The organism is Marinomonas sp. HM11-D (genome assembly GCF_057626615.1).
In genome coordinates this window covers 1-26,274 of the sequence record NZ_JBMMKT010000005.1, presented here as the reverse complement: position 1 = coordinate 26,274, position 26,274 = coordinate 1, and the positions used below count along the sequence as shown (strand labels likewise).

Below are 26,274 nucleotides of genomic sequence, written 5' to 3'. Positions count from 1 at the left end.
TTTCAATCGTTAAAGCTTTTTCGAGTAACCGCGCGGGGTGTAAATCCAGTGTTTATCGCCGTTGACGATATGGCGCGATTCACTGTTACCGACACTGACCATGGTAAACATATCCACGTCTTTAGCATCCAACTCACCCAATGTTGTGAAGGTGATGTTTTCTTCTGGACGGGTTAGCTGGCGGCCAATCATCACTGGCGTCGAAGCGGGACGATATTGCAATAGCACATCGCGAGCATGGTTTAGCTGCCAATCACGTTTACGAGACACAGGGTTATAGAAAGAGATAACAAAATCCCCTGCCCCTGCCGCATGTATGCGCTTATCGATGTTTTCCCACGGCGTCAACAAATCGCTCAAAGATACGGTACAGAAATCATGCCCAAGCATGGCACCGACACGGCTAGCACCGGCTTGCATGGCAGAAATACCTGGGATTACTTCGATTTCTACGTCCAGCCACTCTGGGTGGATTTCTTTGCCTTGCAGCTGCTGATCAAGCAGTTCAAACACCAAGGTCGCCATGGCGTAAATACCAATATCGCCACTTGAGATCAGTGCCGTGGTTTTACCTTGTGCAGCGAGGTCTAGCGCCAAACGCGCGCGGCCAATTTCTTCACCTAACGGCAGGTCGTGAAAGGTTTTACCTTCACTTAACTCACCCAACAGTTCAAGGTAATAACCGTATGCGACCCAATCGCTACAAGCGGCTAACGCTTTGGTGGCATTCGGCGCAACCAATCCTAGGTCACCTGGGCCCATGCCCATGACAAATAATTTGCTCATTATCTACTACTCAAACAATTTCGCTAAATTGTACTCGTTCTCACGCCACAAAGGCATGAAAAGGACAGTAAATAAAATGAAGGATACTCAGGCGGGATTAGGGAGTATCTAGTCGTAAGCAGTCGAGCTTGCGATCGCTACTGTACACTAACTGAGCTGTTTTACCGCGATCCCAAAAGCTGAGAATGTCACCATGGTAATAAGAGCCGCTGGCGGAAAGGACTAAAGGCAGGATGTAGGTGTAGTGGTTAATGATTACATGTGCTTTGCCTGGCTCATAGGCAACCGTTACTTTCAGCCCACCACAAGCGTATTCGTGGGTGTTCTCCGCCACGTAGGGATGTGAATAGTATGAGTACGCAGGGTAAGACAGTAACAAGCCCAGCGTGCACAGCAGTCGTTTCATTAGCGTCCATTCATTTATGACAAAGCAATCAGGCCGCTCATTCTAATCAAGCGGCCTAAACTTGTCTTGCCAAATAAACTGACTAATTGATCAGGTTTAAATTTTACTCATTTGTTGTTGCAGCTCTGACATGCGCTCTTCGGTCATCTGATTGACCCAATGAATCACCTGCTCGCTGCCTTCTTCCGCTAAGCGCATGGCATCAACAATGTCATTACGTAACGATGCTTGGGTTTCCCAACTAGAGTTCATCTTCTCAAGCGCCAAATGTACTGATTGGTGTACCTGTTGATGTGGCTGCTCTAGATGTTTAAAGGCAGCAGACTTAGCCACTGACGTTTGCCGCGCGTCGCCATAATACCATTTGCCCATACGACACGAATGATGATCCACTTGCGCCGCTTGATATTCACTGTCCTCAGGCTTCGCGTGTAACGCCACATAACCATTTTGTTTATAGATCACATGGTCGAGCTTAATTAACGAGTGATAGATTACGGTGCCCACACCATCGACACTTAACGCCGACATACGTGAAGAGCGCGCCAGCTGATTAAACTGCTGTTCAAAGCCTCCCACTAACTCTTGCATATTGGCACTCAGAGCTTTTGATTCTTCGGTAATACGGCTGACTTCATTCACTTGCTGACTCAGAGCCGACAACACCTGATCTACGGATTCCGCGGTTTCCTTAGTGCGGTGTGCCAATTGTTTTACCTCGTCTGCCACCACGGCAAAGCCACGTCCTGCCTCACCTGCACGGGCAGCTTCAATCGACGCATTTAATGCTAACAAATTGGTTTGTTCTGCAATGTCTTTAATCGTCACCAATGAAGCGGTCACTTTATTGGAATCTCTACTCAGGGCCGCGACCACGTCCGCGACCTTAGTAATGGTATCGCTGACGGTATTGATCGAATAACGAATTTGTTCAACCGCTCCCAAACTTTGTTCTGCAGAACCTGCATTTTCAGAGGCCTGCGCACCGATGCGTCGGACTTCTTCATCCACTCGCATCAAGTCCGATTGCGCTTCGCGCAGATTACCAATTAGGTTTTCGGTATTCAGTTCATGCAGCTTTGAGGACAACTCATTGCGATTGATCAGTGAGACATTGGCGTGCATGGCCTCGACCGACTTTTGTACGGCACTGATGGAGCGTTTCATATTGCCCGGCAAGCCCACGCCTAAGGGACTGCGATGAAAGTCCCCTTTGGCCACGTAAGCAAAGCTGGTATCCAATTCTTTAAAGTAGGTCTCAATACGATCCAGTAGGTCGTTGAGTTCCCATGCCACCATCCCCAGTTCACCCAGACCTTTGGTATTGGTGATACGGTGATGCAGCTCGCCTTTGCTGCACGCTGAAATGGTAAACGAAAGACGCCCTAAGGTTTCCACCAAGCGCATTCCCTGCCACACCATAATCGCGAAACACACAGCGATTAACGTGGAGGCACAGAAGTTAAAAGCAAAGCTTTGCCATAAAAAGTGGTTACCGAGCATGGCTAGTAGCAATAGCAATGCAAACAGGCCTAGCGTAATAAATTGCGTACGCAGGAATGGAATACTGCGGCTGATATGTTTTTTCTGCATCTGACTATTTCCCCTGCTGATACAAGGCAATCATGGCTTCATTAAACGAGGGCGCTAACGCTTCTACCTGCTCTAGCAGCCAGGTCATGGAGCGATTGACACCATCATTGCCAGGGTGGCGCGCTTCAATATCGCGCATTTTTCGGTACAACTCTTCGCAGGTTGGTAACGCCGAACGGGGAGGCTTACGACGTACCGAGAAATAGCCTTGAGCTTCACCATGTTCGTCTAAGTCGACTGTGACGTTGGCAAACACCCAGTAATAACTGCCGTCTAAGCAGCGGTTTTTAACAAAGGCAAAAAACTCCTCACCTTCTTGCAACATCTTCCACATCAGTCGAAAGGCACCGCGCGGCATATCCGAATGTCGAATTAAATTATGAGGTTCACCAAGCAACATTTGTTCGGAATAGCCGGAGATCTGCATAAAACTGCGATTGGCGTAGGTGATCTTTCCTTTCTTGTCCGTTTTACTAACTATTAAATCGTCGTCCTTGAGCGTTACTTCTTTTTCCAAATTTTTCGTTTGGTCGGCACCCATTGTCTTACATCCTTAAATTGCCTAAGAGGAAACGATTTCGTTGCGCCGAGTGTACCCCTCTAAAAAATCAAACAGGTGTCCTAGATCAACAGGTGCTATAAGGGCAGATTATTATTGGTAACTTTATGTTCGTTTTTGTACAAGTTTTTGACCTTTTTATCTTTGACAGGTAGGCCCTATTGCTAATACAGTAACGCCGTCGCTTAGGCGACTTCGTTCTCGGGGCGGGGTGTAATTCCCCACCGGCGGTAATGAGAGTTTCTCAAAGCCCGCGAGCGCTTTCTTGATGACCTATTGAGGGGAAGAGAAAGGTCAGCAGATCTGGTGTGATTCCAGAGCCGACGGTTATAGTCCGGATGATAGAGGACGGCGTAGACAAGATACTTCTATACAGACTTTGAACTCTTCAAAGCGGTTTGGCTTGCCTCCCGTTCGCCCTGATTCAGCATTTTTTTGTGGAATACAACCTTATGAATCAGAGCTCAACGAATTCTCAAACATTCAATCCAACAACTAAACGTGTAGCATTTCTTCACGCGTCTTGGCACAGTGACATCGTTCTACAGTGCTGGGAAGGCTTTAAAGAAGTGATGCTGTCGCACGGTTACAGCGAAGACAACCTTGAGTTGATCGCTGTACCAGGTGCTTACGAAATCCCGCTACAAGCTAAACTTTTGGCGAAAACGGGTAACTACCACGCCATTGCGGCCAGTGGTCTAGTGGTTGACGGTGGTATTTACCGTCACGATTTCGTAGCTCAAGCGGTGTGTAATGGCCTAATGCAAGTACAACTTGAAACAGAAGTGCCAGTACTAACAGCGGTACTAACACCACACAACTTCCATGAGCACGATGAGCACTCTAGCTACTTCAAGCGCCACTTTGTGAAGAAAGGCCAAGAGCTAGCGGAAGCAGCAAACCGTACTATGTTGCTGACTGAACTAGCGAAAAGCTAATCAGCCAACGTTTAAAAAGGCAGCCTCGGCTGCCTTTTTGCATTCTGTGGTCGTTTACCAAACTAAGTTCATGCCCGCGACAAAACCACTACCCAAGCGCTGCTCATCAAAATCATCGGTGATAATACTGTCGTGAAAATAGTGGCCATAGAGACCAATGTTCTTCATGACATGCCAATCCACACCGACTTTCAGAGCCAACTCGGTCAGCACTTCATTGTCCCAATCCACCGATAAAAAGGTCGGGCGCAGATCACCGCCGATAAACCAAGTCATACGTTCCGCCAAGGGCATAAATAAGGTCGCCTTAGCACTCAAGCCAGTACGCTTGTAGTCGCCATGCTCGGTTTGACTGATGCCCATGGTGATGTCCGCGCCACGCGGATCTGCCGAGGTGCCTTCGACACTGAAACCACGAAAGCCCAGCAGTTTAATATCGGTACCGATGCCATGATCGAGCTCGACTTGCTCGTAGTATAACCCGCCAAAACCTGGACGATTATTCTCCGGCTTAATACCAATGCCCACGCCAAATTGTGTGTAATCGACACCGGCACTGCCTTCTAGCAATAGAGTGCCCACTTCATTCTCAACCGTGTTGGTGGCTGCACTGGCCATGGAAGCACACAACGTCAGTCCTAACATTCCCAATATTTGCTTCATGATCGTCTCTCTCTTCGTCTTCCCTTTAAAAATCCCGCTCTTCCTGAGCGACTGGTTTGCTATAGAGTAGGGAGATTTTTACCATGAAACAAATAAAAAAGCCCTGCTTGTCTGATCTGGCACAAGCAGGGCTTTACCGTCCTTCGAGCTAATTAACGTGGTAAGGCTTTAAACTCTAATCGACGGGCATGAAGCAAGGGCTCAGTGTAACCATTAGGCTGTTCTTTACCTTTGAACACCAAATCACAAGCGGCTTTAAACGCCACCCCGTCAAAACTTGGCGCCATAGCAATATAAGCAGGATCGTTTGCGTTTTGTTGATCCACTACTGCCGCCATGCGTTTCAATGACGCCATCACCTGTTCAGCGCTGCAAATACCGTGCTCTAGCCAATTGGCCAAATGCTGCGAAGAAATACGCAAGGTGGCGCGGTCTTCCATCAAGCCGATGTTGTTAATGTCCGGTACTTTAGAACAGCCAACACCTTGGTCAATCCAGCGCACCACATAGCCCAAAATCCCCTGTGCATTGTTATCCAATTCAAATTGGATCTGCTCGTCACTCAGACTGGTCGGATCTTCCAAAACAGGAATCGTCAAAATATCCTCAAGGCTAGCACGCTTACGCTGAGCTAATTGCGCCTGACGCTCACGTACATTGACCGTGTGGTAATGCGTCGCATGCAAGGTAGCGCCATTTGGTGACGGTACCCAAGCGGTGCTTGCCCCCGCTAAAGGATGACCAATTTTCTGCTCGAGCATAGCGGCCATTTCATCGGGCATGGCCCACATGCCTTTACCGATTTGCGCTTTGCCTGGAAGTCCACATTCGATACCAATATCCACGTTCCAGTCTTCGTAGGCCTTAATCCACGCTTCTTGCTTCATGGCAGTTTTGGGCACAAATGGGCCCGCGAGCATCGAGGTATGAATCTCATCTCCGGTACGATCCAAGAAGCCGGTATTGATAAACACCACACGCTCTTGGGCTTGGCGAATACACTCTTTTAAGTTCACCGTTGTGCGACGTTCTTCATCCATAATGCCGACCTTGATGGTATTACGATCAAGGCCTAGAGCTTGCTCAATACGCTCGAACAGCTCTACGGTAAAGGCCACTTCTTCTGGACCATGCATTTTAGGTTTTACAATATTTACGCTACCAGCACGGCTGTTTTTGCGCTCTGTATTACCCTGTAAATCGTGCATTGCCGCCAAGACGGTAATCATGCCATCCATAATGCCTTCCGGAACTTCCTTGCCATTGGCATCCAAGATCGCAGGATTGGTCATCAAGTGGCCCACATTGCGAATAAACAGCAAACTACGACCATGCAGTGAGAAGCTATTGCCAGATTTATCAAGGTACACTCGGTCTGGGTTCATGGCGCGGGTGATGGTTTTGCCGCCTTTGTCAAAGGACTCTTGCAAGGTGCCTTGCATTAACCCCAACCAATTGCGGTATACCTCGACTTTGTCCTCTGCATCCACGGCAGCGATCGAGTCTTCACAATCCATAATGGTGGAAACCGCCGCCTCTACCAGAATATCTTGCACGCCAGCCTGATCGTATTGGCCGATAAAGCCCGCTGCTTCAATTTGAATCTCTAAATGCAGCTCGTTGTTTTTCAGCAAAATCGCCGTTGGCGCATCCGGCTTACCTTGATAGCCGACACATTTTTCAGTGTTTTGCAGCTGTACCACATCGCCATTTTTCATGGTCACGGCCAGTTCACCGTCAACGATCTGATACTGCAACGCTTGGGCATGTGAGCCCTCTACTAACGGCGCCGCTTGATCTAAAAGCTGACGACCGAAGGCAATCACTCGATTGCCACGCACTGGGTTGTAGCCACCACTGCGCTCAGCACCCTCTTCTTCTGGAATCGCATCAGTACCGTATAAAGCATCGTATAAACTGCCCCAGCGAGCGTTGGCGGCATTTAAGGCAAAGCGCGCATTCTTAACTGGTACCACCAACTGAGGCCCGGCTTGCAAGGCAATTTCCGCATCGACATTTTGGGTGGTCACTTTGAAATCTGGCCCTTCAGGTAGCAGGTAACCAATTTCGCTTAAGAAATGCTGGTAGGCTTGCATATCCTGCGGTTGACCGGAGCGCGCACGATGATAGTCATCAATCTGTTGTTGAATTTCATCCCGCTTGGCCAGCAAGGCGGCATTTTTAGGCGCTAAATCCGTGACGATTTCTTCAAAGCGTTGCCAGAACACCAGCGGATCCATGCCAGTGCCCGGCGCAATCTGCTCGTTAACCAAATGAAAAAGGCTGGATGCGATCTGTAGACCGCCTTGCTGAATTCGTTCTGTCATAGCTCTTTCCTTCCAAAGACTGGCTTATCGGCCAGTTTATTTATTGTTGCCGCTTTTAATCGCCCAACCACACATATTTATTTTATGAATGATTATAAAAATAAATATGAATAAATGAATTCTGAAATCGCCTTACCATTTGGTAATTCACTTTCATAAGTCCATAAAAAGCGTTTGAGACTTCACTATGGCCAGTTTTCACAGAAAAATCACATTCACAAAAAATATGATCACGATAACCAATATAGATTAGATAAATCACAAAAAGCATCGCAGACTGAAATGGTGATCAAGAACTGCACCACCTGCAAACAAGCGGTGAAGCGACCAAACCATGAAAGAGGAATCTGCAATGTCACATTACAAAAACGATATCGACGCAACAGCTACCCTAATCGCTCAACATGGCACACCTTGGGCAGCCATTAATCCTGAATACGCGGCCCGTATGCGTGCTCAAAACCGCTTCAAAACAGGCTTAGACATTGCCCGTTACACCGCTAAGATCATGCGTGCTGATATGGAACGCTACGACCGCGACCCAAGTCAGTACACACAATCTCTAGGTTGCTGGCACGGTTTTATCGGTCAGCAAAAAATGATCTCGATTAAAAAGCATTTTAATTCTACTGACCGTCGCTACTTATACCTATCAGGCTGGATGATCGCCGCGCTGCGCTCTGAGTTTGGCCCACTGCCAGACCAATCTATGCATGAGAAAACCTCTGTACCAGCCTTAATTGAAGAGCTGTACACCTTCTTGCGCCAAGCGGATGCCCGTGAAATGGGTGGTTTATTCCGCGAGATGGATACTGCTCGTGAGGCCGGCGATGAAGTCAAAGCGGCGGCGATTCAAAAACAGATTGAAGAATACCAAACTCATATCGTGCCAATTATTGCCGACATTGACGCAGGCTTTGGTAACGAAGAAGCCACTTACCTACTGGCGAAAAAGATGATCGAAGCCGGTGCTTGCTGTATCCAGATTGAAAACCAAGTGTCTGATGAAAAACAATGTGGTCACCAAGATGGCAAAGTAACCGTGCCACACGAGGACTTTTTAGCCAAGATTCGCGCCGTACGTTACGCCTTCCTTGAGTTAGGAGTGGATGACGGTGTCATCGTTGCCCGTACCGATTCTTTGGGCGCAGGTCTAACCAAACAGATCGCGGTATCTACCACACCAGGTGACTTAGGTGCCCAATACAACGCCTTCCTAGATGTTGAAGAAGTGGACATGTGCACCGCCAATGAAAGCGATGTACTGATGATTCGTGATGGCAAACTGGTTCGACCAAAACGCTTACCAAGTAACCTGTTCCAATTCCGTAAAGGCTCAGGCGAAGACCGCGTGGTACTGGATTGTATTACCTCTTTGCAAAACGGTGCCGATCTACTGTGGATCGAGACGGAAAAACCACACGTTGGTCAGATCAAAGGTATGGTGGATCGCATTCGCGAAGCTGTGCCTAATGCTAAGCTGGTGTACAACAACTCACCGTCTTTCAACTGGACGCTAAACTTCCGTCAGCAAGTATTCGATGCTTGGCAAGATCAGGGTCGAGATCTATCTGCCTACGATCGTGCTCAGCTGATGAGTGTCGAGTACGACAGCAGTGAATTGGCTCAAGAAGCGGATCAACGTATCCGTAATTTCCAAGCCGATGCGGCTCGAGAAGCGGGTATCTTCCACCATTTGATTACCTTGCCAACCTACCACACCGCAGCGCTGTCTACGGATAACTTGGCGAAAGAGTACTTTGGTTCAGAAGGTATGCTGGGCTACGTGAAGAATGTACAGCGTGAAGAGATTCGCCAGAAAATCGCCTGTGTGAAACACCAAAACATGGCAGGCTCTGATATGGGCGACGATCACAAAGAGTACTTCTCTGGTGACGCGGCACTGAAAGCCTCAGGCCACGACAACACCATGAACCAGTTCGCGTAATCCTTTTAAATGCGGCTGATCTATACTCCACAAGAGTGATCTATTCCCCCCGCGTTGGGCCACTTCGGTGGCCCATTTTTTTGCTACCTCATTTGACGCCCAACCAATCCCCATTACACTGAACGTTAGTGCTGTCATGGATTGTTCATTATTAATACGACAAAATGATCGAGGGAACTAATTAAGAAAATAAACCACCAAGTTTATTAAAGAATATTGAGGGGTAAAATGATGACGGATATCTATGATATTAGGGTGAAGGACATCGATGGCAACGAGATGACCCTGGAGCCTTTCTGTGACAAAGTTCTGCTAATCGTTAACGTAGCGTCTAAATGTGGTTTGACACCTCAATACGAAGGTTTGCAGTCCTTATACGAACACACTAAAGATCTAGGATTTGAAATCCTAGGCTTCCCTGCCAATGACTTTGCTGGCCAAGAGCCTGGTACCGAAGCTGAAATTAAAGCGTTCTGCGAAGAGAAGTACCATGTGACCTTTCCTATGTTCAGCAAAATTGTCGTCACGGGTGAAAACAAGCATCCGTTATACCAATTCTTAACGGAAGAAGCGCCGATTGCAGTGCATCGCGCCGAAATGGAAGAAAACCTACGCGGTTACAACATTGAACCAACACCAGAACCCGAAGTGGTTTGGAACTTTGAAAAGTTTGTCATCAGCCGCTCCGGCCAAGTGCTAGGACGATTCTCCCCGCATACACCACTTGATGACATTAACCTAGTTAATACCATTCGCGTTGCGCTCGCAAACGGTTAATTGAGCAGATCGCTTGGCCGAGACAGCCTATTAAAAAGATTCTGTCTCGGCCAAATGATTCAAATAGAGCGACTCAATGTAAGTGATCGCTTACTTCTAAGTATTACCACAAGTTTAGAATAGACAAAATACAAACCTAATTGCGTAAACCATACCCACCAAGCCGACCATAGGTTATGGCTGAAAAAGTGCGCGCCTCGCATCACTTGACCAAAGCCCATCAGTAAACCTAGGCACAAAGCCAACAGCGCCACCATCGTTGCCCACTTTTTCGAGTAGGGATAGACAATAAACAGCAACCCAAGTAGCGCAAAACCACCCGATGCATGTCCGCCAGGGAAACAGCCGCCCTTGCCAGCCACATCCGACACAGGCCCAAGCAAAGGATACTCAAAGCCATCGCCACCATAACGTACCAAATCCCAAGGACAGGAATGAGTACTGACTGACTTCAACGTACTGACGACTAAAGGTCCAGCCATCATAATCAGGGCAATGATCAACCAATCATAACGACGTTTAATCACCCCTACTAACATAATACCTAGCGAAAAAGCGATGATCGCATTTTTCACATAGACATGGTTCACCACCGCTAACCAGTAGTTATCAATCAAAGGAAAGCTTTGGCTTTGTGGACTGAACCACATATCGCTAAGGTAGATATCTAACGCTTGATTACGAGAAATCAGTAAAAATACCAAGCCTGTTAAACCTAGTAGCCAGCACTGCTTAATATAAAACGATTTTGAAAACTGATACGGCATACGTTTTACTCTTAATGAAAGTGGAAAATACGCTGCGACACAGCACGGAATTTTTGAATCAGCAGATTATTAAAGCCTTGTACGCGATGCGCGCAGTAATGCATAAACAGGACACTCCACAGCGCGGATAAAGCGTACGCGGCAAGTACGTCAAATGGATAATGCACCCCTGAAAACACCCGTGCCCAAGCTGTTGCAGCAGACAATCCAAGTAAGCAAGCCCCTAAACATCGGGAATGCTTATTTAGGTATAAACAAAAAGCGATGCAAGCCAAAAAAGTCACATGATCACTAGGAAAAGAGGAATCCGGAACATGACGAATAAAGGTCATCCCCAGATGATCCACAAAAGGTCGGTTATGGGGCCAGATTAATGAAATAATAAAGTTCACTAAGAGTGCAAAACTGGTCACATAGACCGTATTCAGCACCAGCGATTTACTCAAAGAGTCCTTTAGCCACAGTAACACTAGGCAAAGGAGTGCGAAATAAACCGGTACTTGTGCCAAGAATTTGGTCAGACCTAACACAGCAACATTAGGTTGATGGCTGGCATTGATGAGCAGAAAGAGACTCTGATTTAAAGGTTCCATAAGACCGCTACAACTTAAATTTGTAGCACAATCTATCGCGTAAACCTTAGGAGAAGATTATGTGATTTGGTTAACCATAGAGGGTTTTAAGGGGGTAACCTAATTCAAGTGCTGAACGTTGTTGTTTGGTCAATCCTTTTAACACCATGGCATAGGAATGATCGACCATACGACACAGCTCACCCAGTGGTAGTGAGCCATCTAAAAATACGCTGTTCCAGTGTTTCTTATTCATATGATAACCAGGCTTAACCGCGTCAAAAATACTGCGCAGCTCTAAGGCATGGTTAGGATCACATTTCAAGTTAATGCGTTTGACGCCTTCAGCTTCAGTGACCAACGCAAACATTTTGCCACACACCTTATAAACCAGAGCGTCCGGGCCAAATGGATACTCGGCTATGGCTTCAGGTTTGCTAGCAATATAGTGAATTAGTTCATCATACAGATTCATACACTTGTTCCGTTTTAAACATCACCGCCGCGTCCTCACCGTAACAGGCAGCGACCGTTCGCGGCAACGACTTAAAACCAAGCCGTTGCCAAAATGGCACACTGCCCTGAACAGACACTAAGCGAAATTCTAGCCAGCCAAGCTGATCTGCTCGAGCAAGTAAATGTTTGGCTAATTTCGGCCCCACACCCTGCCCCTGACACTCAGGGGAAATGGCTAAGTCGTGCAGAAAGACATACTGCTCCGGTACATTTTTAGCTAATGCAACGCCTAGTTCAGGCAGTGCTTCCCCCGCCCAAGTATGAGCCAATAGGTAACCACCGATACGCTCAGGATTGGAGTCTGAGCAATAGACAAAACATAACTTTGATGAGCGCTGCCATTTGCCTTGCATCACCTCTAAAGGTTCCGGTGTGACATCATGATACACCTGTGACTGGATCGACATAATGTGCGGCCAATCGGTTAACCTAATTTCTCGAATCATGCGCTTTGCCTTTCTAATTTTGTGGAGAGCCATTTCGCTAATAAGGGCCCCACAATCATCACTAATAGGAAGCGTGATACCTGCATGGTCATAACAAACCCGGTATCCACAGGAATATTGGCCGCAATAATCGCAACTGAGTCTGCGCCACCTGGGCTGGTCCCTAAGAAGGCCGATAAGAAATCGATGTCTATCCAGACAACCAGCAGCCAAGCAACAAGGGCATTCATTAACAGCAAAAAGAAGATCGATAATAAAATAAATGGAAATACCTGTAGGGCATGTCGTACCACAGCGGGTGTAAATCGAAATCCGATTCCCCACCCCATGACGGCAAAAGCAATCATTAATAATGACTCAGGCAACTCAATTACCACGAGATTAAACGATTGCAGCACAAAACCAATAAACATGGGGAGCAGCAAAAAACCACCCGAGATACGTGCTTTACTCGACAGTAAAAGTGACAACAGGATTAATCCTAAGGTGGCCACGAAATCCTGCCAATTAGAAACAAACCAATGTACCGAGCTACTTTGCAACGCGCCAGTGTCCACCAGTAAACTCGCCGTCAACATAGCAGCCAAGGCACAAAACGCCACGCGAGTGTATTGCATCACAGCAACCAAGCGCATATCAGCACCATAGGACTCACTCATAATGGTCATCACGCCCGCCGCACCAGGAGAGGTCCCCCAAATTGCCGTGGTACCCGGCAACAAACCGGATTTAGTCAGCACCACGCCAACGACACCTGATGCCAAAATCGTCATGGTGGTGCCAAATAAAAACACATGCCACTGCTGAGCCATATCAGCAAAGGTCGACAAAGGTAAGTGAGAGGCCATCATCAGACCTACGATCACTTGCGCTAGACGAAAAGGCAATGTATGCAGTGTCATAGGATGATCTGAGACGACTAAAATGATGGCCGCTAGCATGGGGCCTAAAAGAAAGGCCGCAGGCGCATGAGCCAACTCAAGTCCTGTTACAAACAGGCCGGAAAGCAGTAGCAATAGACACCAATGTTTGGGTCTATTGGAAGCTTTGTGGGCAGAATTGAACGCTATGGGTGAATCGTTTTGAGAACCAGACATCGCTTATCTTTTATGAAATCCATTCTCAAACATCTTACCACCAGCGACTAAGAAGGACTTCATAACAAAAGAGATTTCAAATCCAGAGATCTCTACATTAGAAAAAACAAAAACCTAGAGCTGGATCAATATATTAATTTGATTAGAAGCAATACACTGGGTGAGATTGTAAGTTTTTACACATTCTTCACAGGTTAAGAGGCAAGCTGTCTATGCATCAGTACATCTCCGTTCGTTGGAAAATTTTATTGCCGATGGCTGGCATCCTGATTTTTATTATTGCCGCACTTAACTTGTATTCCTCCCATCAACAAAAAGACCAACTCTTGGATTTGACGCAGCATCAGCTGGTCGACATTGCCAACGGCTACATGGACAGTATGAACGCGCTAATGTTTACCGGTGCCATGGCCAGCCGAGAAATGCTACGCGATAAAATTTCTCAACGTGAAGGCATTGCCGGAGTGCGCATGCTACGCGGTGACGCGGTTAGCAATATTTACGGTCCAGGCCTTGAGCATGAAAAGCCTCAAGACGAGTTAGATCGTCGCGCCCTAGCTGGTGAAACCATCATCAATGTTGACACTGTCGATGGCGATCGCCATATCACCTTATTGCTACCGTTTGCAGCCAGCACTGATCGACACGGCACCAACTGCTTAACCTGTCACCCTGTTGCCGAAGGTACTATTTTGGGAGCTGCGCGCATTACCTATTCCATGGCAGCACGAGACCAAGACATAGAAAGCGCCATCCTAAAAAACTCTACTATTAATTTTATTGCGATCTTACTAGGCCTTGTGGTGATTTACTTCATCATGCTTAAAGTACTGATCCAGCCGTTGAACCGCTTGAAAGATACCATGTCTGTGATTGGTGAAAATGCGGATCTACGTCCACGTATCCAGTTAGGCGCCAACGATGAATTCCGCAAAGTGGGTGAAGCTACCAACAACATGTTGGATCGTTTCCAACCGACCATTCATAGCCTCACCAAAACCATGGACAACCTTAGTGCTTCCGCGGATCAACTAGCTTCTGTAACCCGTGAAACCAGTGAAGGCGTCGATAAACAGAAAAACGAAAGCGTATTACTAGCTCAATCAATCCAAGAGCTTTCCAATGCGGCAGAAGAAGTGGCGCAAAATGCGGCCAATGCGGAAGTCGCGGCCAGTGATACCAAACATCTTGCTGATGATGGTAAAAACATGGTGTTGCATGTGGCTCAAACCAACTCTGAGTTAGCTCAAAAAGTGGAATCAGCCACCGATGTGGTGAAGAAACTGGCCGAAGGTGCGCAAGGCATCGGTCGCGTGTCACAAGAAATCAGCGACATCGCAGAGCAAACCAATCTACTAGCACTGAACGCTGCGATTGAAGCAGCCCGCGCAGGCGAACAGGGTCGTGGCTTTGCCGTGGTAGCCGATGAAGTGCGTAGCCTGGCCAGTCGTACGCAACTGTCTACCGAAGAAATTCGCAACATCATTGAAAGCTTATCAAGCATTTCCAAAGAAGCGGTCAGTGCTATGGAAAGCAGTAAGGCTCAAGCAAACGACAGTGTTGATGACGCCAATAAAGCGGCCCATGCCTTAGAAGATATTGCCGTCAGTGTGGAGCAAATCCGTGAAATGAATACCATGATTGCCGCTGCTGCTTCCGAGCAAAGCGCCGTGGTCAATGAAATTAACAACAACATTCATGCGATTAGCGCCATCTCGGAACAAACGGGTGCGGGCTCTCATAAAACCCTGATTCAGAGTGAAGAGATTGCCAAAATTTCACTATCACTCGATAGCACCATCAATCAATTTAAATCTTAAGTTCCCATCCTTATGCTGCCACATCGCTACGGCGATGTGTGCAGTATTGATTGACCAATAACACCCACAGCATTCCCAATAACCACCCTGCGATCACATCCGTTGGCCAATGTACGCCAAGCATGATTCGACTGATACCAACCAATAAGGCGCTAAAAACAGCGCTGGCTATTAAGAATCGGCGGGCACTAATTGACGACCAATCTCTTGAAATGATCAAGGCGCTACCTAAAAAGCAGACCATCGACATGGTGGCATGTCCCGAAGGGAAACTTGGTGTATAAACCTCAATCAAATGTGGCACCAGCTCTGGACGTGAACGCTCAAACACATACTTCGCCCCCATACTCAGCACGACACCACCCAAAGTCATCAGCGTCATTTGTCCAGCGTCGGAAAAACGTCGCCCGAGCATTAGCGCAACCGTTAAGATAGCCATGCCGTACAGTAGCACCCAATTACTGCCCAAAGCGGTGACATCTCTTACAATCACAGCTAACCACTCGGGCCCTGCTAGCGCTAACGAATCCTCTCGAAACCACAATAATCCCGCACGATCAAACACTGTGGTAGGCCCCAGCGCTAGCCAGGTAATCACAGCTAAGGCGCCTAATAACATTAAGTAAGTAATACGAATTCTCAAAATGCTCTCCATCCCTTAGCACAACTATTGCAATAATAAGTAAATATACCTGCCTAGATTGTAAAAGTGGGTGTTTACGCGTAGTTTCCACCTTCTTTTGACGCTGTAGAAAAAGCTTCTCAATATCATTTTCATCAAGGGATTTGCCATGCAAGCATATCAATGGGGTGTTTTTGCCCTAGCGCTAGGTGCCTTCGGAATCGGCACCACCGAATTCTTTCCAATGGGGTTATTGCCCACTATCGCTGAAGGTGTTGAAGTTTCTATCCCTACCGCAGGGCTATTGATCAGTGCCTACGCCGTCGGTGTGATGTTTGGCGCACCACTGGTAACACTCTATATGACCCGTTTCAGTCACAAGGCCTCATTGATCGCGCTGATGGCGGTATTCTTTGCTGGTAACCTGCTGTCTGCCATTGCCGTGGATTACACCACGCTGCTGATTTCTCGCGTGGTGACCAGTATGTCACACGGTGCCTTTTTCGGTATCGGTGCCCTAGTAGCCATGAAACTCGCCCCAGTTGGCAAACAGGGCTCCGCCGTAGCATCCATGTTTTTAGGCTTAACCATTGCCAATATCATTGGCGTACCTATTGCTACTTGGCTTGGTCAAAGTATTCATTGGCGAATGGCGTTTGCCGCCACTTCAGCACTTGGCTTAGTCGCCATGATTGGCCTGCTGCGTACGCTACCGGTCATGGAGAAGCCTAATCGACCGAATGTGAAACAAGAGTTGCAAGCGATTATGCAACCCGCAGCCCTACGTACTTTCCTAACGACCGTATTGTGCGCCGGCTCTATGTTTACCCTGTACACTTATGTCACACCGATTATGCAGACTCTTGCCCAAGTAGCCGATGGCTACATTGCTTACCTGCTGATGATCGCAGGGATTGGCTTTACTATCGGCAACTACGTCAGCGGTAAACTGGCTGATAAATCACCGGATTTGTCTTTGACGGTTTCCCTCGTGGGACAAGTGATTATTTTGGCTGCGTTTAGCTTTGTCACGGTTAATCTTATGACGGCTGGCATCACGATTTTCTTGTGGGGTGTGGTGAACTTTATGATTGGGCCACCACTACAGATGAAGGTCATGACCATTGCTGACAAAGCGCCTGGTCTAGCCTCTTCCATTAATATCGGCGCGTTTAATCTAGGCAATGCCCTTGGCGCAGCATTAGGTGGAGCGGTCATTACCGTTGGCTTAGGCTACCAATGGATCCCCGCATCGGCAGCAATCTTATCCCTTGCAGCGTTAATCTTATTGGGTATTAATCGTAAACTGGTCGCTAAAGGCGCTTAATTTCATAGTTTAGGAAGGCTAACAATGGAACAATTGGTCTCCATGATGCTCGATGCTGGTAAGTCCGGCTTAGACATGGCGTTGTATATCTTGCTGCCCATTATGGTCATCATGTTAGCCTTCATGAAATTACTCGATGCCAAAGGCGTGCTCACTTGGCTATGTAACAAGGTCGCGCCTGTTTCGCAAATATTTGGCATTCCTGGGCTTGGTGTATTTGCCGCGTTAAAGCTTACTTTTGTGAGTTTTGCCGCACCGATGGCGTCTTTGTCTATTATGGACACTAAGCGTTTTAACAAGCGCCATATTGCTGCCACCCTGGCAATGATCTTTACCATGTCGCAGGGCAATGCCACTTTTCCCATGCTGGCACTGGGCCTCAACCTGCCTGTGCTCTTAATCAGCTCCTTAATCGGTGGCCTGCTATCGGCCGCGTTTACCTATTACCTGATGACCAAAAACTTGTCAGACGAAATGAGCGTCGAACCCGACACCATTGCCCAAGCAGAGGAAAAACAAAGCAAGACAGTGATGCAAATCTTGTCTGAAGGTGGCATGGAAGGCATGAAGATCGCACTCAATATGATCCCTATGCTGATTCTGGCGCTATTTCTAGTGAACGTGTTAGAAGCCCTGCACGTCATAGACCTACTCACCTCCGTACTCGGTCCCGTGTTAGCCCTGATTCATTTGCCTGAAACTGCCGTCTTACCTTTGGTGACCAAATACATTGCAGGTGGTACGGCGTATATGGGGATTATGTTTGATCTAGTGCAGCAAGGCGTGATCAGCGTACGCGAGATGAATATGATGGCAGGTTTTGCCACCAACCCATTTGATGTGGCAGGCGTTGCCCTGTTTGCCGCCACCGGCAAACGGGTGGCTGATGTGGCGCGCTATGCCTGTTATGGCTGTCTGATTGGCATTATCGTGCGCGGCATCATTCATATTGCCGTGTTCTATTAATAGCTCCCCCTTGAAAAAACAAAGCGCCCATATGCGGCGCTTTGTGGCTTTTAAAGAACACTTTTTATTCGACGCGATAGCGGCCCAATCTTTGATTAAGTTCAGCCGTTAAGCGACTCACTTCTTCACAAGAGCGCATGGTCTCATTCGAGTAACTAATACTCTCCTCGCCGGAATGTTTAATCGATTCTATGTTCTGGCTCAATTCATTCGATACCTGACGCTGCTGATTCGCTGCACTGGCAATCTGAGTGTTAAATTCAGAAATCTGCGCCACAGACTCCAGTACCGCGCTCAGCATCTGGCCAGCTTGTTTGGCACTTTCCACACTTGCCAATGCACCACGCTGGTTATGTTCCATTTGCACAGAGGCTTCACGGCCACCACGTTGTAAGCGCTCAATCATGGTGCGAATTTCTTCCGTAGACGCTTGGGTGCGGCTTGCTAAAGAGCGCACTTCATCGGCTACTACGGCAAAGCCTCGGCCTTGTTCACCCGCTCGCGCCGCTTCAATCGCCGCATTCAATGCCAGTAAGTTGGTCTGTTCGGCGATATCACTAATCACTTCCAAGACTTTGCTAATGTCTTCACTGGCATTGATCAGCTCCTGCACGACCTTACTAGAGGTTTCAATCGAAGTGGCTTGCTGCTCAATACTGTGAATGGTGCTGGACAAGGTGTGATTGGCTTCATGGACTTTATCATTGGCACTCAAGGCCTGTTGCTCTGCAGCCGCCGCATTTTGTGAGACGTCCTCCGCCGCAATACTCATTTGATGAGTCGCCGTAGAGACCTGGTCGATATCATCCGCTTGAGCCGCAACAGCACGTGTAGATCGTGTCGAGGTATCCGCCAACACTCTTGAAGAGTCGGATAATTGCTGTGAGGCCAACTTTGCGTCACGAATCGTTTTCTGTATACGATCCAGCAGAGTATTAAAACCTTTTGCCATAAGGCCAAGTTCGTCATTTGTCTTAGCGTCAAAACGGGTGGTTAAATCGCCCTCACCGCGCGCGATGTTATTAATCGCTTCCACATAACGGCGTAACGGCTCACCCACTAGGAATTTCACCAGTAAGCTAATGACTACAATTAGAATCAAGCCGCTGATAATCACAACCAAGGCCGCTTGCAGTGCACGCCCCGCGGCAATGTCACTGACCTCATCTTGGTTATAAGCCAGCACTAGATCATAGCCCCACTTTTCATAAGGTACGACGGTATAAACCCAATTCGTTTCCGCTCCTGAAACCACGCTATTGATTTGCTCTGCGGATGAATGAGAAGAAAACATACGAATATTGCCTTTGCTATCACGCAATGCCACAAAACCGCTATCTAGGATTTTTGATTTGCTGATAACTTGTTCAAGCTCTTTCAAATCAGCGGAATAACCTACATACCAGATGCCAATGGTTTCGTTACCATTTTTAATCGGCGCGTAGCCTGTTAAATAAGGCCGGCCAAGAATGTCGACTTGACCGAAATAGGCTTGCCCCTTGTTAATAGCCTGAATAGCTTTTCCGCTAGGAGATAGAATGGTCCCTGTGGCACGTTTACCGTCTTTGATAACATTGGTACTGACACGAACATAATCTGCGCCATCACGACTAAATAAAGTGGCCGTCCCACCCATAATGCTGGTCAAATCATCTACCAGATCATAATTATTGGCCTGTGCTTGATCGCCTAGTAACAGGTTGGGGGGTCTTTTATCTCCAACAACGATCCGCTCACCTTGCGAAGGCGCACCAATCGCTAAGCCACGTAACATCAACAATTTCATGCTACTTTGTACCTGTGCCGAGACTAAACTGTCTGTGACATCCAGCAAACGCAGCATGTCTTCACTAAGACGGTTCTTATCTCTTTCAACCTCTGCGCGAATAAGCGTATTGGTTTGATTAACTGCAATTAGCACCATCACCACAGCGGCAAGCGTAATAATTCCAGTCATAATAGCGATAAATTTTTTCTGTAAGCTCATCGATCCAGCTCCATCTTGGTTAATATCTTTGTTATTTAACCAGTTGATCCCTCAACCGTTCGCTTAACTATAAAGCGAAGCTCTGTAATTGTATGTATAAGCTTTGCAGAGTTTGGTCAGCGTTTATAAGTATACGGAAATAAATAATCTAGGCGGATTGATGCATACTTGATAAATATTGCGAAAACGCACTCTGAGCAATTGATTAGCCTGCTAGGCTTTTTCTAAAATACCTAGCAGGCTAATTAATTGAGTAATCACATGGATCAAAATATCGGCTGGAACCTTACCCGTGCAGCAAACAGTTGGCGTCATGTTGTTGACCGCTATATGTCGGACATTGGTTTTACCCAATCAAAATGGATCGCCTTGATGCATTTAAATCGCTTGGGACAAGGCTGCACACAAAGCGATCTAGCCAGCAATATTGGTATCGAACAACCTTCTCTTATAAGAACTCTAAATCAACTGGAAGCATCAGGTTTTATTGAGCGACGCGAATCCCCGAATGACGCTCGCTGTAAAACCTTATGGTTCACTGAAGAAGGGCAACAACAGCTCAATGTCATGCAGAGCATTGCCGAAAAAGGAAGCTCTGAATTGCTAATTGGCCTCTCGACCGAACAACGCGCACTGCTCGATGACGCGCTGCTCACCATTATCTCTAACGCCCAACAAATGAGTTCGAAAGAGTAACTATGACTCCTGATGTACATTTTAATCGCTGGATGAAACGCGCCATCATCCTGTTTTTTGTTATTTTCGCGTACCTAGTCATTGCGGATATGACCATTCCTATGACCAGCTATTCAACCGTGCAGCGCCCTGTGTTAAGCATTGCGCCTCAGGTTTCCGGCAAAGTCGTTGAAGTTGCCGTACACAATAACCAACAAGTCAAACAAGGGGATCTGCTATTCAAAATAGAAGATACCGATTACCGTTTAGCTGAGCGTCAGGCAGAGTTGGCACTGCAGCAAGCTTTCCAAAGCAACGCCACGCTGAAAGCGAATATTGCTGAAGCCGATGCAGAACTCGCCTCAGCGAAGGTTTCCCTACAAGAAAGTGAACGTGAATACCATCGCTTAACCAAACTTCGCGGCCAAGACCTAGTCAGTGAACAACAGCTCGACCAAGCGCAGACCCAGATGCAAGCCAGTCGTGCCAACCTAAAAGCCATTGAAGCACGTAAAAGTGCCATATTGATCGAATTGGGCGAAGACGAAAACAACAATATCGACGTAAACAACGCTCGTAATGCGCTGGATAACGCTCGTTTAGATTTGGCTCGTACCGAAATTCGTGCGCCGCAGGATGGTGTTATTTCCAACATGCAGTTAGTACCCGGCATGGTGACGCAAAGCGGCCAAGCCCTGTTGTCTTTGGTGGTGACAGGTAAAGACCGTATTACGGCAGACTTCCGTGAAAAGAGCATAACCGATGTTCAGCCAGGCACTGCAGCTTTAATCGTTTATGATGCCTTCCCTGGTAAATTGTTTGAGGGCGCATTAGTCAGCCGTGACTTTGGTATTGCTCAAGGCCAAAATATGGCCAATGGCGTCCTAGCGACTCCAGATGACAGTGATCGCTGGGTGCGCGATGCGCAACGCATTCGTGTTTATGTCAAACAACAAGGTGAATTACCAGAGTCGCTAGTCAGTGGCTCCAAAGCAACCGTGATGGTGGAATCGACGGATTCTTCGATTTTCCGTTTTATCGGTCATATTCAAATGCGCATTGTGAGCTTATTGCACTATGTTTATTGAGATGCAGGCTAACGAAAAACGACGCCTGCTGCGCATTGCCATCGGCACCACCATTGGTTTTGCCGTGTGCAAGCTGATGGATTGGCCTTATGGCGTGTTTTTCACGGTATTCCCAATGTTACTTCTGGGTATGGTGCCTACCTTTAACCGTACCCTTGCCATCGAGTTTATTGTCGGTGCGTTTATCAGCGCCGCCGAGATGTGGGTGCTACAGGTGATCTTTAAACCTTACCCAACGGCGATGTGGTTTGTGGTGCTGTTTATCTTTGGTTATCACTTCCGCTTTATGCTGACCACACGCTACTTTTTAATGTGGGCGTCCGGTCTAATCACCTTGTCCACTTTACTCAACTTCGGTAGCTATGATGCGGGACAAGCGACCGATATGGTGGTCGCTACTGTATTAGCTTCGTTATTATCGGCAGCCAGTGCATATTTACTCTATTGGCTATTACCAGATTTGGAGCCCTTCAAAGGCAGTCCGCCACCGCCACCGACAGCGGCTCAAGTCAATCATCGAACAATATTAGGTGCGTTACTGGCAACCGCCTCCTTTACAGTATTCCAAATGTTTGACTTGCGTGACTCCTTATCAGCACAAGTAGCGACCATGCTGATTCTATTTCCTATGACTTACCAAGGTTCCATCTCGAGCGCCAAGAAACGCTCCAAGGGCGTTGCCTATGGCTGTGGCTTGGCATTGGTGATGCAGGTGCTGATGTATACCCTGATTGGAAACTTCTTCTTGGTGTGTATTTCACTGTTTATGACGGTGATGATTACTGCTTACTTCCACTTAGTAGAACGTTCAGGTTCTGGTATTGGCTTTGGCGCCTTAACCACCATCGGCATCCTTTATGGACAGTATCTGACCCCCCATAACGATATTTTTTACAGTGCCGTTTATCGCTTTAGCTCAGTAATAGTAGCTATGTTTTTAGTGCTAATGCTGGCCTACGTAATTGACTATGCTTTGAATAAGTTTGAAGTCACCAGCAACTACGCTTAGCGACCTCCCCTTTAGTGAAGAGATAAAGGCCACATCGTATGTGGCCTTTTTACTATGGAAAATAGGTAACAGATTGGGATTCATCCCAGGCAGGAAATTTAGTCATCACTTGCTGAAACCGCTCGCTGTTTAAGAAATCATTCAGCCAACATTTCAAGTGCGGGTAATCACTCTGCTCAAACCACTTCGCATTCACCCCTGCAAATTGGCGAATAAAGGGAAACACACCAATATCGGCAATCGTCATTTGCTCACCCAGAAGATAACGAGAACGCTGTAGGCGAAGATCTAAACGCTTTAAAAACCGCTCCCCCTTTTCCCGATAATAGCTTTCCGACAGCTCGGGATGACGATCCGCATATTTATAGCGGTCTAGCCAAGGCTTAAAGCAATGATCATTAAATCCTAACCATGCTCGAATTTTCGCTTGTTGGCGAGCTTCAGCGGGCCAAAGTTGATCAACAATCTCGATATTTTGTGAGTGATTTAGTGCCCAAAAGATGATATCAAGACTTTCAGGGTAGCGTTTATCACTCGTGATAAGCTGTGGCACAGTGGAACGACCGCCTAGGCTCAGTAATGCGGTAGGCTTATTTTTCAGGACGACCTCACGCAATTGCACAGTTAACTCTAATGTCGCCAGCGCATAGCGCGCACGAATTGCATAGGGACAACGGCGGAAACTGTACAAAATAGCAGACAAGGCTCTCTCCTGATCAATCAGCTAAAAGATGGACATTATAATTAAAGCTCTGGTTACGATGAAGTAATTCTCTTTTTGAGCCATTTCCAACAATACGACTAATGACTGCCCATTTGCGACACCCTGTCTATTGAATAAGCAACAATGTTCATAGAATGCGTAAATATTATAAGCGTTTAACATCACAAAAGGATTCATAATGAAAAAGCTTACTAAGTTCTTTTCTGCTCTAGCGTTTGCACTGCCTCTAACGATCCAAGCTCAGACGGTTGATTTAACAACCATGAACTGGCCACCATTCTACGGTGACAGTCTAGAGCGTGGTGGTTTCATTACGGCTATCGTTGATGAAGCGCTAGCTCAATCAGGCTACGAAACGACGATGGAATTCACCGCTTGGCAAAACGCTCTAGACACTGTGAAAAGCGGTGAAAAAGATGCCATCGTAGGTGGTTACTACTCAGAAGAGCGTGCGCAAGAGTACTACTTCTCTATTCCAATCTACACAGTACTAGCGGGTCTAATCAAAAAGCCAGACTTCCCACTAAACAACTATGACTCATTCGAATCTCTTGATCAGTACAAGATCGCCAAAATCAAAGCGACTGTAATCGGTGAGTCTTTCGATAACTTCCCATTCTCAAACCTAAAAGAATACCCAGAAGTTAAAGATGCTGTAAAAGCACTGGATGCAGGCGAAGTTGACCTTTACGCAGACAGCCTAGCAGTAGCAAAAGCAGCCGCTGAAAAAGAAGGCGTTGATGGCTCTCAACTACAGATTCTTCTTCCACCACTTGAAGAAAACGATCTATACCTATTGATCTCTAAGTCTATTCCAAACGCAGAAGAACTACGTGACGCGTTCAACAAAGGTTTGATCGCAATCCAAGCTTCTGGCCGTTACGACCAAATCCTAGCTGAGTTCAACCAGCAGTAAGATGCTTAACCTGTTCAATAGAGCAGGCAAAGAGTATGCTAATAAGGCTCACAGGTGCTGCCTGTGGGCCTTATTTATTTCCGGACAAAGAATACGGAGCATGGAATGTTCTCTCCTAGTACCATCACTTTAGTCGCTACTCCTCCTCGCCTTAGTGACTACGATACCGCTTCAGACGAATACTCGCTGAAAGATAAAGATCAATATCATAAGAAACTGAAGAAAGCCCAAGAGCTAATGCTTCAGGTACAGCAAGCCTATTATCATCAAGGCAAGCGCGCGATCATTGTGTTCCAAGGCTGGGATGCAGCAGGTAAAGGTGGGGCTATCCGTCGTATTACGGAAAAACTAGACCCACGTGGTTACCGTGTGCATCCTATTGCGTCACCAACCAAAGATGAGCAAGGCCGTCATTACCTCTATCGTTTTCAAACACGCCTGCCGAAACCTGGTTCTATCGCCATTTTTGACCGCTCTTGGTATGAGCGCGTATTGGTTGAACGCATTGAAGAATTTGCTTCGCCTAATGAGTGGCAGCGTGCCTATCAAGAAATTAACGAGTTTGAGCGCATGCTGACCGACGATGGGGTACGCATCATTAAAATCTTTATGCATATCTCTAAGGATGAACAGCTAAAACGTTTTGAAGAACGCCTGAATAATCCTGTTAAGCAGTGGAAACTAACCGAGGAAGATATCCGTAATCGTGCCAAATGGGAGCTTTACGAAGGTGCTACAGATGAAATGTTCCAACGCACTTCAACCATCTCAGCACCTTGGCATATTATTCCAGGCAATAAGAAATGGTTTGCCCGAGTGGAAGTGTTAAATACCGTGATTGAGGCTTTATCTAAAGAAATGGATTTGTCGCCACCACCAGTGGACGAAGCCGTTGTGAAAGCCGCTCGAAAACAGCTGGGCATAGAAATAAACGACTAGACACATTATAGAAATAAAAAGGGTCGAATAAATCGGCCCTTCTTGTTTTCTTACCACATCAAATCATCAGGGATTTGGAATTCAGCATACGGATCATCTTCATCGATATCCTCTGTTTTAGAGGAGGTATTCAATACCAGAATCATGTCCGGCTCTTTCTCTTGTACCTTCTCGGCAATACCTTTTGGCACGATCTCGTATTGACCTTCTAGCTTAGCAATCGCTAGACGTCCTTCTGATAAGTCTTTATGCATCTTCTCTGACACATACAGCTTCTTCACTTTCTTCTCATCAGTGAAGTTGTAGGCAATCTCACCGTCTTCTTTTGCAACGCGGTTTTGAATAATGATTTGACGGATCTGCCCTAGAATGGCTTTGTACTCAATCTCCGCTTGGCGCTTAAGATTCAGCTCTTTATCGCGTGCTACTTTCTCTTCTTTCTGACGCTTTAGCTCAGCCTGACGGGCTTCTTCTGCAGAATTGTCTAGCTGCCCCTTCTTCATCTTTTGCTTTGTTTGCAGCTTCTCAGCTTTGATCTTATTCGCCTTTTTCTTATCGACGATACCAGCACCTAACAGCTGTTCTTGTAAGGACTTAGCCATGTAAAACCTCTAATCAACGCGTATCAATAAACTGCGTGCATTATAGCGTTTTTAAAGGGTAATGCCCTGCCCTTTTTTAGCTCAGGGATCAGATCCCTGTATGTACATCAGCTTCCAAGCACTGCCATCTGTTAAGGGATCTGACCCCTTTGCTAAGCTTGCAAATTTTTCTTCAGACGTAAAAAAGCCCTGACAGCTTGAGCT

General features: G+C 46.9%; 26 protein-coding genes and 1 riboswitch. Of the genes, 11 read left to right on the top strand and 15 right to left on the bottom strand.

What is annotated here, in order from left to right:
- Positions 1-9: 9 nt before the first annotated feature.
- The 4 genes from cobJ to ACOSVP_RS08760 form a co-directional block, all read right to left on the bottom strand.
- Positions 10-786, bottom strand: a complete 777-nt coding sequence (gene cobJ, locus ACOSVP_RS08775) for a precorrin-3B C(17)-methyltransferase (protein WP_487347122.1) — start codon at positions 784-786, stop codon at positions 10-12.
- Between the two features lie 97 nt (positions 787-883).
- Positions 884-1,192, bottom strand: coding sequence for an MliC family protein (locus ACOSVP_RS08770; protein ID WP_487347121.1), 309 nt, complete (start codon positions 1,190-1,192; stop codon positions 884-886).
- 96 nt (positions 1,193-1,288) lie between these two features.
- A complete protein-coding gene (locus ACOSVP_RS08765) occupies positions 1,289-2,785 on the bottom strand; it encodes a methyl-accepting chemotaxis protein (RefSeq protein WP_487347120.1) in 1,497 nt (498 codons plus the stop codon).
- Positions 2,786-2,789: 4 nt separating this feature from the next.
- A complete protein-coding gene (locus ACOSVP_RS08760) occupies positions 2,790-3,326 on the bottom strand; it encodes a PAS domain-containing protein (protein ID WP_487347119.1) in 537 nt (178 codons plus the stop codon).
- A 211-nt stretch (positions 3,327-3,537) separates the two neighbouring features.
- Positions 3,538-3,698, top strand: a riboswitch (FMN riboswitch).
- A 98-nt stretch (positions 3,699-3,796) separates the two neighbouring features.
- On the opposite strand from ACOSVP_RS08760, the gene ACOSVP_RS08755 reads away from it, so the two are divergent.
- Positions 3,797-4,282, top strand: coding sequence for a 6,7-dimethyl-8-ribityllumazine synthase (locus tag ACOSVP_RS08755; RefSeq protein ID WP_055461594.1), 486 nt, complete (start codon positions 3,797-3,799; stop codon positions 4,280-4,282).
- 54 nt (positions 4,283-4,336) lie between these two features.
- Here the strand turns inward: ACOSVP_RS08755 and ACOSVP_RS08750 are convergent, their stop codons facing one another.
- Both ACOSVP_RS08750 and ACOSVP_RS08745 read right to left on the bottom strand, forming a co-directional pair.
- Complete coding sequence (locus tag ACOSVP_RS08750; protein WP_487347118.1) at positions 4,337-4,945, bottom strand: hypothetical protein; 609 nt, start codon at positions 4,943-4,945, stop codon at positions 4,337-4,339.
- Positions 4,946-5,097: 152 nt separating this feature from the next.
- On the bottom strand, positions 5,098-7,272 hold the full coding sequence (locus tag ACOSVP_RS08745) for a malate synthase G (protein WP_487347117.1): 2,175 nt from the start codon (positions 7,270-7,272) through the stop codon (positions 5,098-5,100).
- A 352-nt stretch (positions 7,273-7,624) separates the two neighbouring features.
- Here ACOSVP_RS08745 and ACOSVP_RS08740 point away from each other — a divergent pair, with 352 nt between their 5' ends.
- Together ACOSVP_RS08740 and ACOSVP_RS08735 are read left to right on the top strand one after the other, a co-directional pair.
- Positions 7,625-9,220, top strand: a complete 1,596-nt coding sequence (locus ACOSVP_RS08740; RefSeq protein WP_487347116.1) for an isocitrate lyase — start codon at positions 7,625-7,627, stop codon at positions 9,218-9,220.
- Between the two features lie 228 nt (positions 9,221-9,448).
- Entirely contained in the window at positions 9,449-9,997 is a 549-nt protein-coding gene (locus ACOSVP_RS08735; RefSeq protein ID WP_487347115.1) for a glutathione peroxidase, read from the top strand.
- 59 nt (positions 9,998-10,056) lie between these two features.
- On the opposite strand, the gene ACOSVP_RS08730 is transcribed toward ACOSVP_RS08735, so the two are convergent.
- From ACOSVP_RS08730 to ACOSVP_RS08710, 5 genes are all read right to left on the bottom strand, one after another.
- Positions 10,057-10,764 (bottom strand): phosphatase PAP2 family protein, encoded by a 708-nt coding sequence (locus ACOSVP_RS08730; protein WP_487347114.1) that lies wholly within the window; start codon positions 10,762-10,764, stop codon positions 10,057-10,059.
- Positions 10,765-10,775: 11 nt separating this feature from the next.
- Positions 10,776-11,357 carry an undecaprenyl-diphosphatase gene (locus ACOSVP_RS08725; protein WP_487347113.1) on the bottom strand — a complete coding sequence of 194 codons (582 nt, stop codon included), beginning with the start codon at positions 11,355-11,357 and terminating at the stop codon, positions 10,776-10,778.
- 70 nt (positions 11,358-11,427) lie between these two features.
- Positions 11,428-11,811, bottom strand: coding sequence for an MmcQ/YjbR family DNA-binding protein (locus ACOSVP_RS08720; protein ID WP_487347112.1), 384 nt, complete (start codon positions 11,809-11,811; stop codon positions 11,428-11,430).
- On the bottom strand, positions 11,798-12,298 hold the full coding sequence (locus tag ACOSVP_RS08715; protein WP_487347111.1) for a GNAT family N-acetyltransferase: 501 nt from the start codon (positions 12,296-12,298) through the stop codon (positions 11,798-11,800). The genes ACOSVP_RS08720 and ACOSVP_RS08715 overlap by 14 nt, the downstream gene beginning before the upstream one ends.
- Entirely contained in the window at positions 12,295-13,395 is a 1,101-nt protein-coding gene (locus ACOSVP_RS08710; protein WP_487347110.1) for an AbrB family transcriptional regulator, read from the bottom strand. The genes ACOSVP_RS08715 and ACOSVP_RS08710 overlap by 4 nt, the downstream gene beginning before the upstream one ends.
- Positions 13,396-13,607: 212 nt before the next feature.
- Between ACOSVP_RS08710 and ACOSVP_RS08705 the strand changes: the two genes are divergently transcribed.
- Entirely contained in the window at positions 13,608-15,215 is a 1,608-nt protein-coding gene (locus tag ACOSVP_RS08705) for a methyl-accepting chemotaxis protein (protein ID WP_487347109.1), read from the top strand.
- Positions 15,216-15,225: 10 nt separating this feature from the next.
- Here the strand turns inward: ACOSVP_RS08705 and ACOSVP_RS08700 are convergent, their stop codons facing one another.
- Positions 15,226-15,858, bottom strand: coding sequence for a phosphatase PAP2 family protein (locus ACOSVP_RS08700; protein ID WP_487347108.1), 633 nt, complete (start codon positions 15,856-15,858; stop codon positions 15,226-15,228).
- 148 nt (positions 15,859-16,006) lie between these two features.
- On the opposite strand from ACOSVP_RS08700, the gene ACOSVP_RS08695 reads away from it, so the two are divergent.
- Both ACOSVP_RS08695 and ACOSVP_RS08690 read left to right on the top strand, forming a co-directional pair.
- Positions 16,007-17,164: an MFS transporter gene (locus tag ACOSVP_RS08695; RefSeq protein WP_487347107.1), complete on the top strand. Its 1,158-nt coding sequence runs from the start codon at positions 16,007-16,009 to the stop codon at positions 17,162-17,164.
- 24 nt (positions 17,165-17,188) lie between these two features.
- Entirely contained in the window at positions 17,189-18,130 is a 942-nt protein-coding gene (locus ACOSVP_RS08690; protein WP_487347106.1) for a nucleoside recognition domain-containing protein, read from the top strand.
- Between the two features lie 64 nt (positions 18,131-18,194).
- On the opposite strand, the gene ACOSVP_RS08685 is transcribed toward ACOSVP_RS08690, so the two are convergent.
- On the bottom strand, positions 18,195-20,117 hold the full coding sequence (locus ACOSVP_RS08685; RefSeq protein WP_487347105.1) for a methyl-accepting chemotaxis protein: 1,923 nt from the start codon (positions 20,115-20,117) through the stop codon (positions 18,195-18,197).
- A 261-nt stretch (positions 20,118-20,378) separates the two neighbouring features.
- Here ACOSVP_RS08685 and ACOSVP_RS08680 point away from each other — a divergent pair, with 261 nt between their 5' ends.
- From ACOSVP_RS08680 to ACOSVP_RS08670, 3 genes are read left to right on the top strand one after another with little or no spacing between them, the layout of a single operon-like run.
- The gene (locus ACOSVP_RS08680) at positions 20,379-20,813 is read left to right on the top strand and encodes a MarR family transcriptional regulator (RefSeq protein ID WP_487347104.1); all 435 of its coding nucleotides are present in this window, start codon (positions 20,379-20,381) and stop codon (positions 20,811-20,813) included.
- Between the two features lie 2 nt (positions 20,814-20,815).
- Positions 20,816-21,880, top strand: a complete 1,065-nt coding sequence (locus ACOSVP_RS08675) for an HlyD family secretion protein (RefSeq protein WP_487347103.1) — start codon at positions 20,816-20,818, stop codon at positions 21,878-21,880.
- Positions 21,870-22,889, top strand: a complete 1,020-nt coding sequence (locus ACOSVP_RS08670; RefSeq protein WP_487347102.1) for a DUF2955 domain-containing protein — start codon at positions 21,870-21,872, stop codon at positions 22,887-22,889. Before ACOSVP_RS08675 ends, ACOSVP_RS08670 begins: the two co-directional genes overlap by 11 nt.
- A gap of 52 nt (positions 22,890-22,941) precedes the next feature.
- Here ACOSVP_RS08670 and ACOSVP_RS08665 read toward each other — a convergent pair whose 3' ends face one another.
- Complete coding sequence (locus ACOSVP_RS08665; protein ID WP_487347101.1) at positions 22,942-23,592, bottom strand: glutathione S-transferase; 651 nt, start codon at positions 23,590-23,592, stop codon at positions 22,942-22,944.
- A gap of 199 nt (positions 23,593-23,791) precedes the next feature.
- On the opposite strand from ACOSVP_RS08665, the gene ACOSVP_RS08660 reads away from it, so the two are divergent.
- Complete coding sequence (locus ACOSVP_RS08660) at positions 23,792-24,529, top strand: substrate-binding periplasmic protein (protein ID WP_487347100.1); 738 nt, start codon at positions 23,792-23,794, stop codon at positions 24,527-24,529.
- 105 nt (positions 24,530-24,634) lie between these two features.
- The gene (locus tag ACOSVP_RS08655; protein ID WP_487347099.1) at positions 24,635-25,468 is read left to right on the top strand and encodes a polyphosphate kinase 2 family protein; all 834 of its coding nucleotides are present in this window, start codon (positions 24,635-24,637) and stop codon (positions 25,466-25,468) included.
- A gap of 50 nt (positions 25,469-25,518) precedes the next feature.
- Here ACOSVP_RS08655 and ACOSVP_RS08650 read toward each other — a convergent pair whose 3' ends face one another.
- Positions 25,519-26,070 (bottom strand): DUF2058 domain-containing protein, encoded by a 552-nt coding sequence (locus ACOSVP_RS08650; protein ID WP_487347098.1) that lies wholly within the window; start codon positions 26,068-26,070, stop codon positions 25,519-25,521.
- Positions 26,071-26,274: the final 204 nt, after the last annotated feature.

Coding starts and splice junctions, on each gene's coding strand:
- cobJ (WP_487347122.1), bottom strand. CDS start 786: ATGAGCAAATTATTTGTCATGGGCATGGGCCCAGGTGACCTAGGATTG.
- ACOSVP_RS08770 (WP_487347121.1), bottom strand. CDS start 1,192: ATGAAACGACTGCTGTGCACGCTGGGCTTGTTACTGTCTTACCCTGCG.
- ACOSVP_RS08765 (WP_487347120.1), bottom strand. CDS start 2,785: ATGCAGAAAAAACATATCAGCCGCAGTATTCCATTCCTGCGTACGCAA.
- ACOSVP_RS08760 (WP_487347119.1), bottom strand. CDS start 3,326: ATGGGTGCCGACCAAACGAAAAATTTGGAAAAAGAAGTAACGCTCAAG.
- ACOSVP_RS08755 (WP_055461594.1), top strand. CDS start 3,797: ATGAATCAGAGCTCAACGAATTCTCAAACATTCAATCCAACAACTAAA.
- ACOSVP_RS08750 (WP_487347118.1), bottom strand. CDS start 4,945: ATGAAGCAAATATTGGGAATGTTAGGACTGACGTTGTGTGCTTCCATG.
- ACOSVP_RS08745 (WP_487347117.1), bottom strand. CDS start 7,272: ATGACAGAACGAATTCAGCAAGGCGGTCTACAGATCGCATCCAGCCTT.
- ACOSVP_RS08740 (WP_487347116.1), top strand. CDS start 7,625: ATGTCACATTACAAAAACGATATCGACGCAACAGCTACCCTAATCGCT.
- ACOSVP_RS08735 (WP_487347115.1), top strand. CDS start 9,449: ATGATGACGGATATCTATGATATTAGGGTGAAGGACATCGATGGCAAC.
- ACOSVP_RS08730 (WP_487347114.1), bottom strand. CDS start 10,764: ATGCCGTATCAGTTTTCAAAATCGTTTTATATTAAGCAGTGCTGGCTA.
- ACOSVP_RS08725 (WP_487347113.1), bottom strand. CDS start 11,357: ATGGAACCTTTAAATCAGAGTCTCTTTCTGCTCATCAATGCCAGCCAT.
- ACOSVP_RS08720 (WP_487347112.1), bottom strand. CDS start 11,811: ATGAATCTGTATGATGAACTAATTCACTATATTGCTAGCAAACCTGAA.
- ACOSVP_RS08715 (WP_487347111.1), bottom strand. CDS start 12,298: ATGATTCGAGAAATTAGGTTAACCGATTGGCCGCACATTATGTCGATC.
- ACOSVP_RS08710 (WP_487347110.1), bottom strand. CDS start 13,395: ATGTCTGGTTCTCAAAACGATTCACCCATAGCGTTCAATTCTGCCCAC.
- ACOSVP_RS08705 (WP_487347109.1), top strand. CDS start 13,608: ATGCATCAGTACATCTCCGTTCGTTGGAAAATTTTATTGCCGATGGCT.
- ACOSVP_RS08695 (WP_487347107.1), top strand. CDS start 16,007: ATGCAAGCATATCAATGGGGTGTTTTTGCCCTAGCGCTAGGTGCCTTC.
- ACOSVP_RS08690 (WP_487347106.1), top strand. CDS start 17,189: ATGGAACAATTGGTCTCCATGATGCTCGATGCTGGTAAGTCCGGCTTA.
- ACOSVP_RS08685 (WP_487347105.1), bottom strand. CDS start 20,117: ATGAGCTTACAGAAAAAATTTATCGCTATTATGACTGGAATTATTACG.
- ACOSVP_RS08680 (WP_487347104.1), top strand. CDS start 20,379: ATGGATCAAAATATCGGCTGGAACCTTACCCGTGCAGCAAACAGTTGG.
- ACOSVP_RS08675 (WP_487347103.1), top strand. CDS start 20,816: ATGACTCCTGATGTACATTTTAATCGCTGGATGAAACGCGCCATCATC.
- ACOSVP_RS08670 (WP_487347102.1), top strand. CDS start 21,870: ATGTTTATTGAGATGCAGGCTAACGAAAAACGACGCCTGCTGCGCATT.
- ACOSVP_RS08660 (WP_487347100.1), top strand. CDS start 23,792: ATGAAAAAGCTTACTAAGTTCTTTTCTGCTCTAGCGTTTGCACTGCCT.
- ACOSVP_RS08655 (WP_487347099.1), top strand. CDS start 24,635: ATGTTCTCTCCTAGTACCATCACTTTAGTCGCTACTCCTCCTCGCCTT.
- ACOSVP_RS08650 (WP_487347098.1), bottom strand. CDS start 26,070: ATGGCTAAGTCCTTACAAGAACAGCTGTTAGGTGCTGGTATCGTCGAT.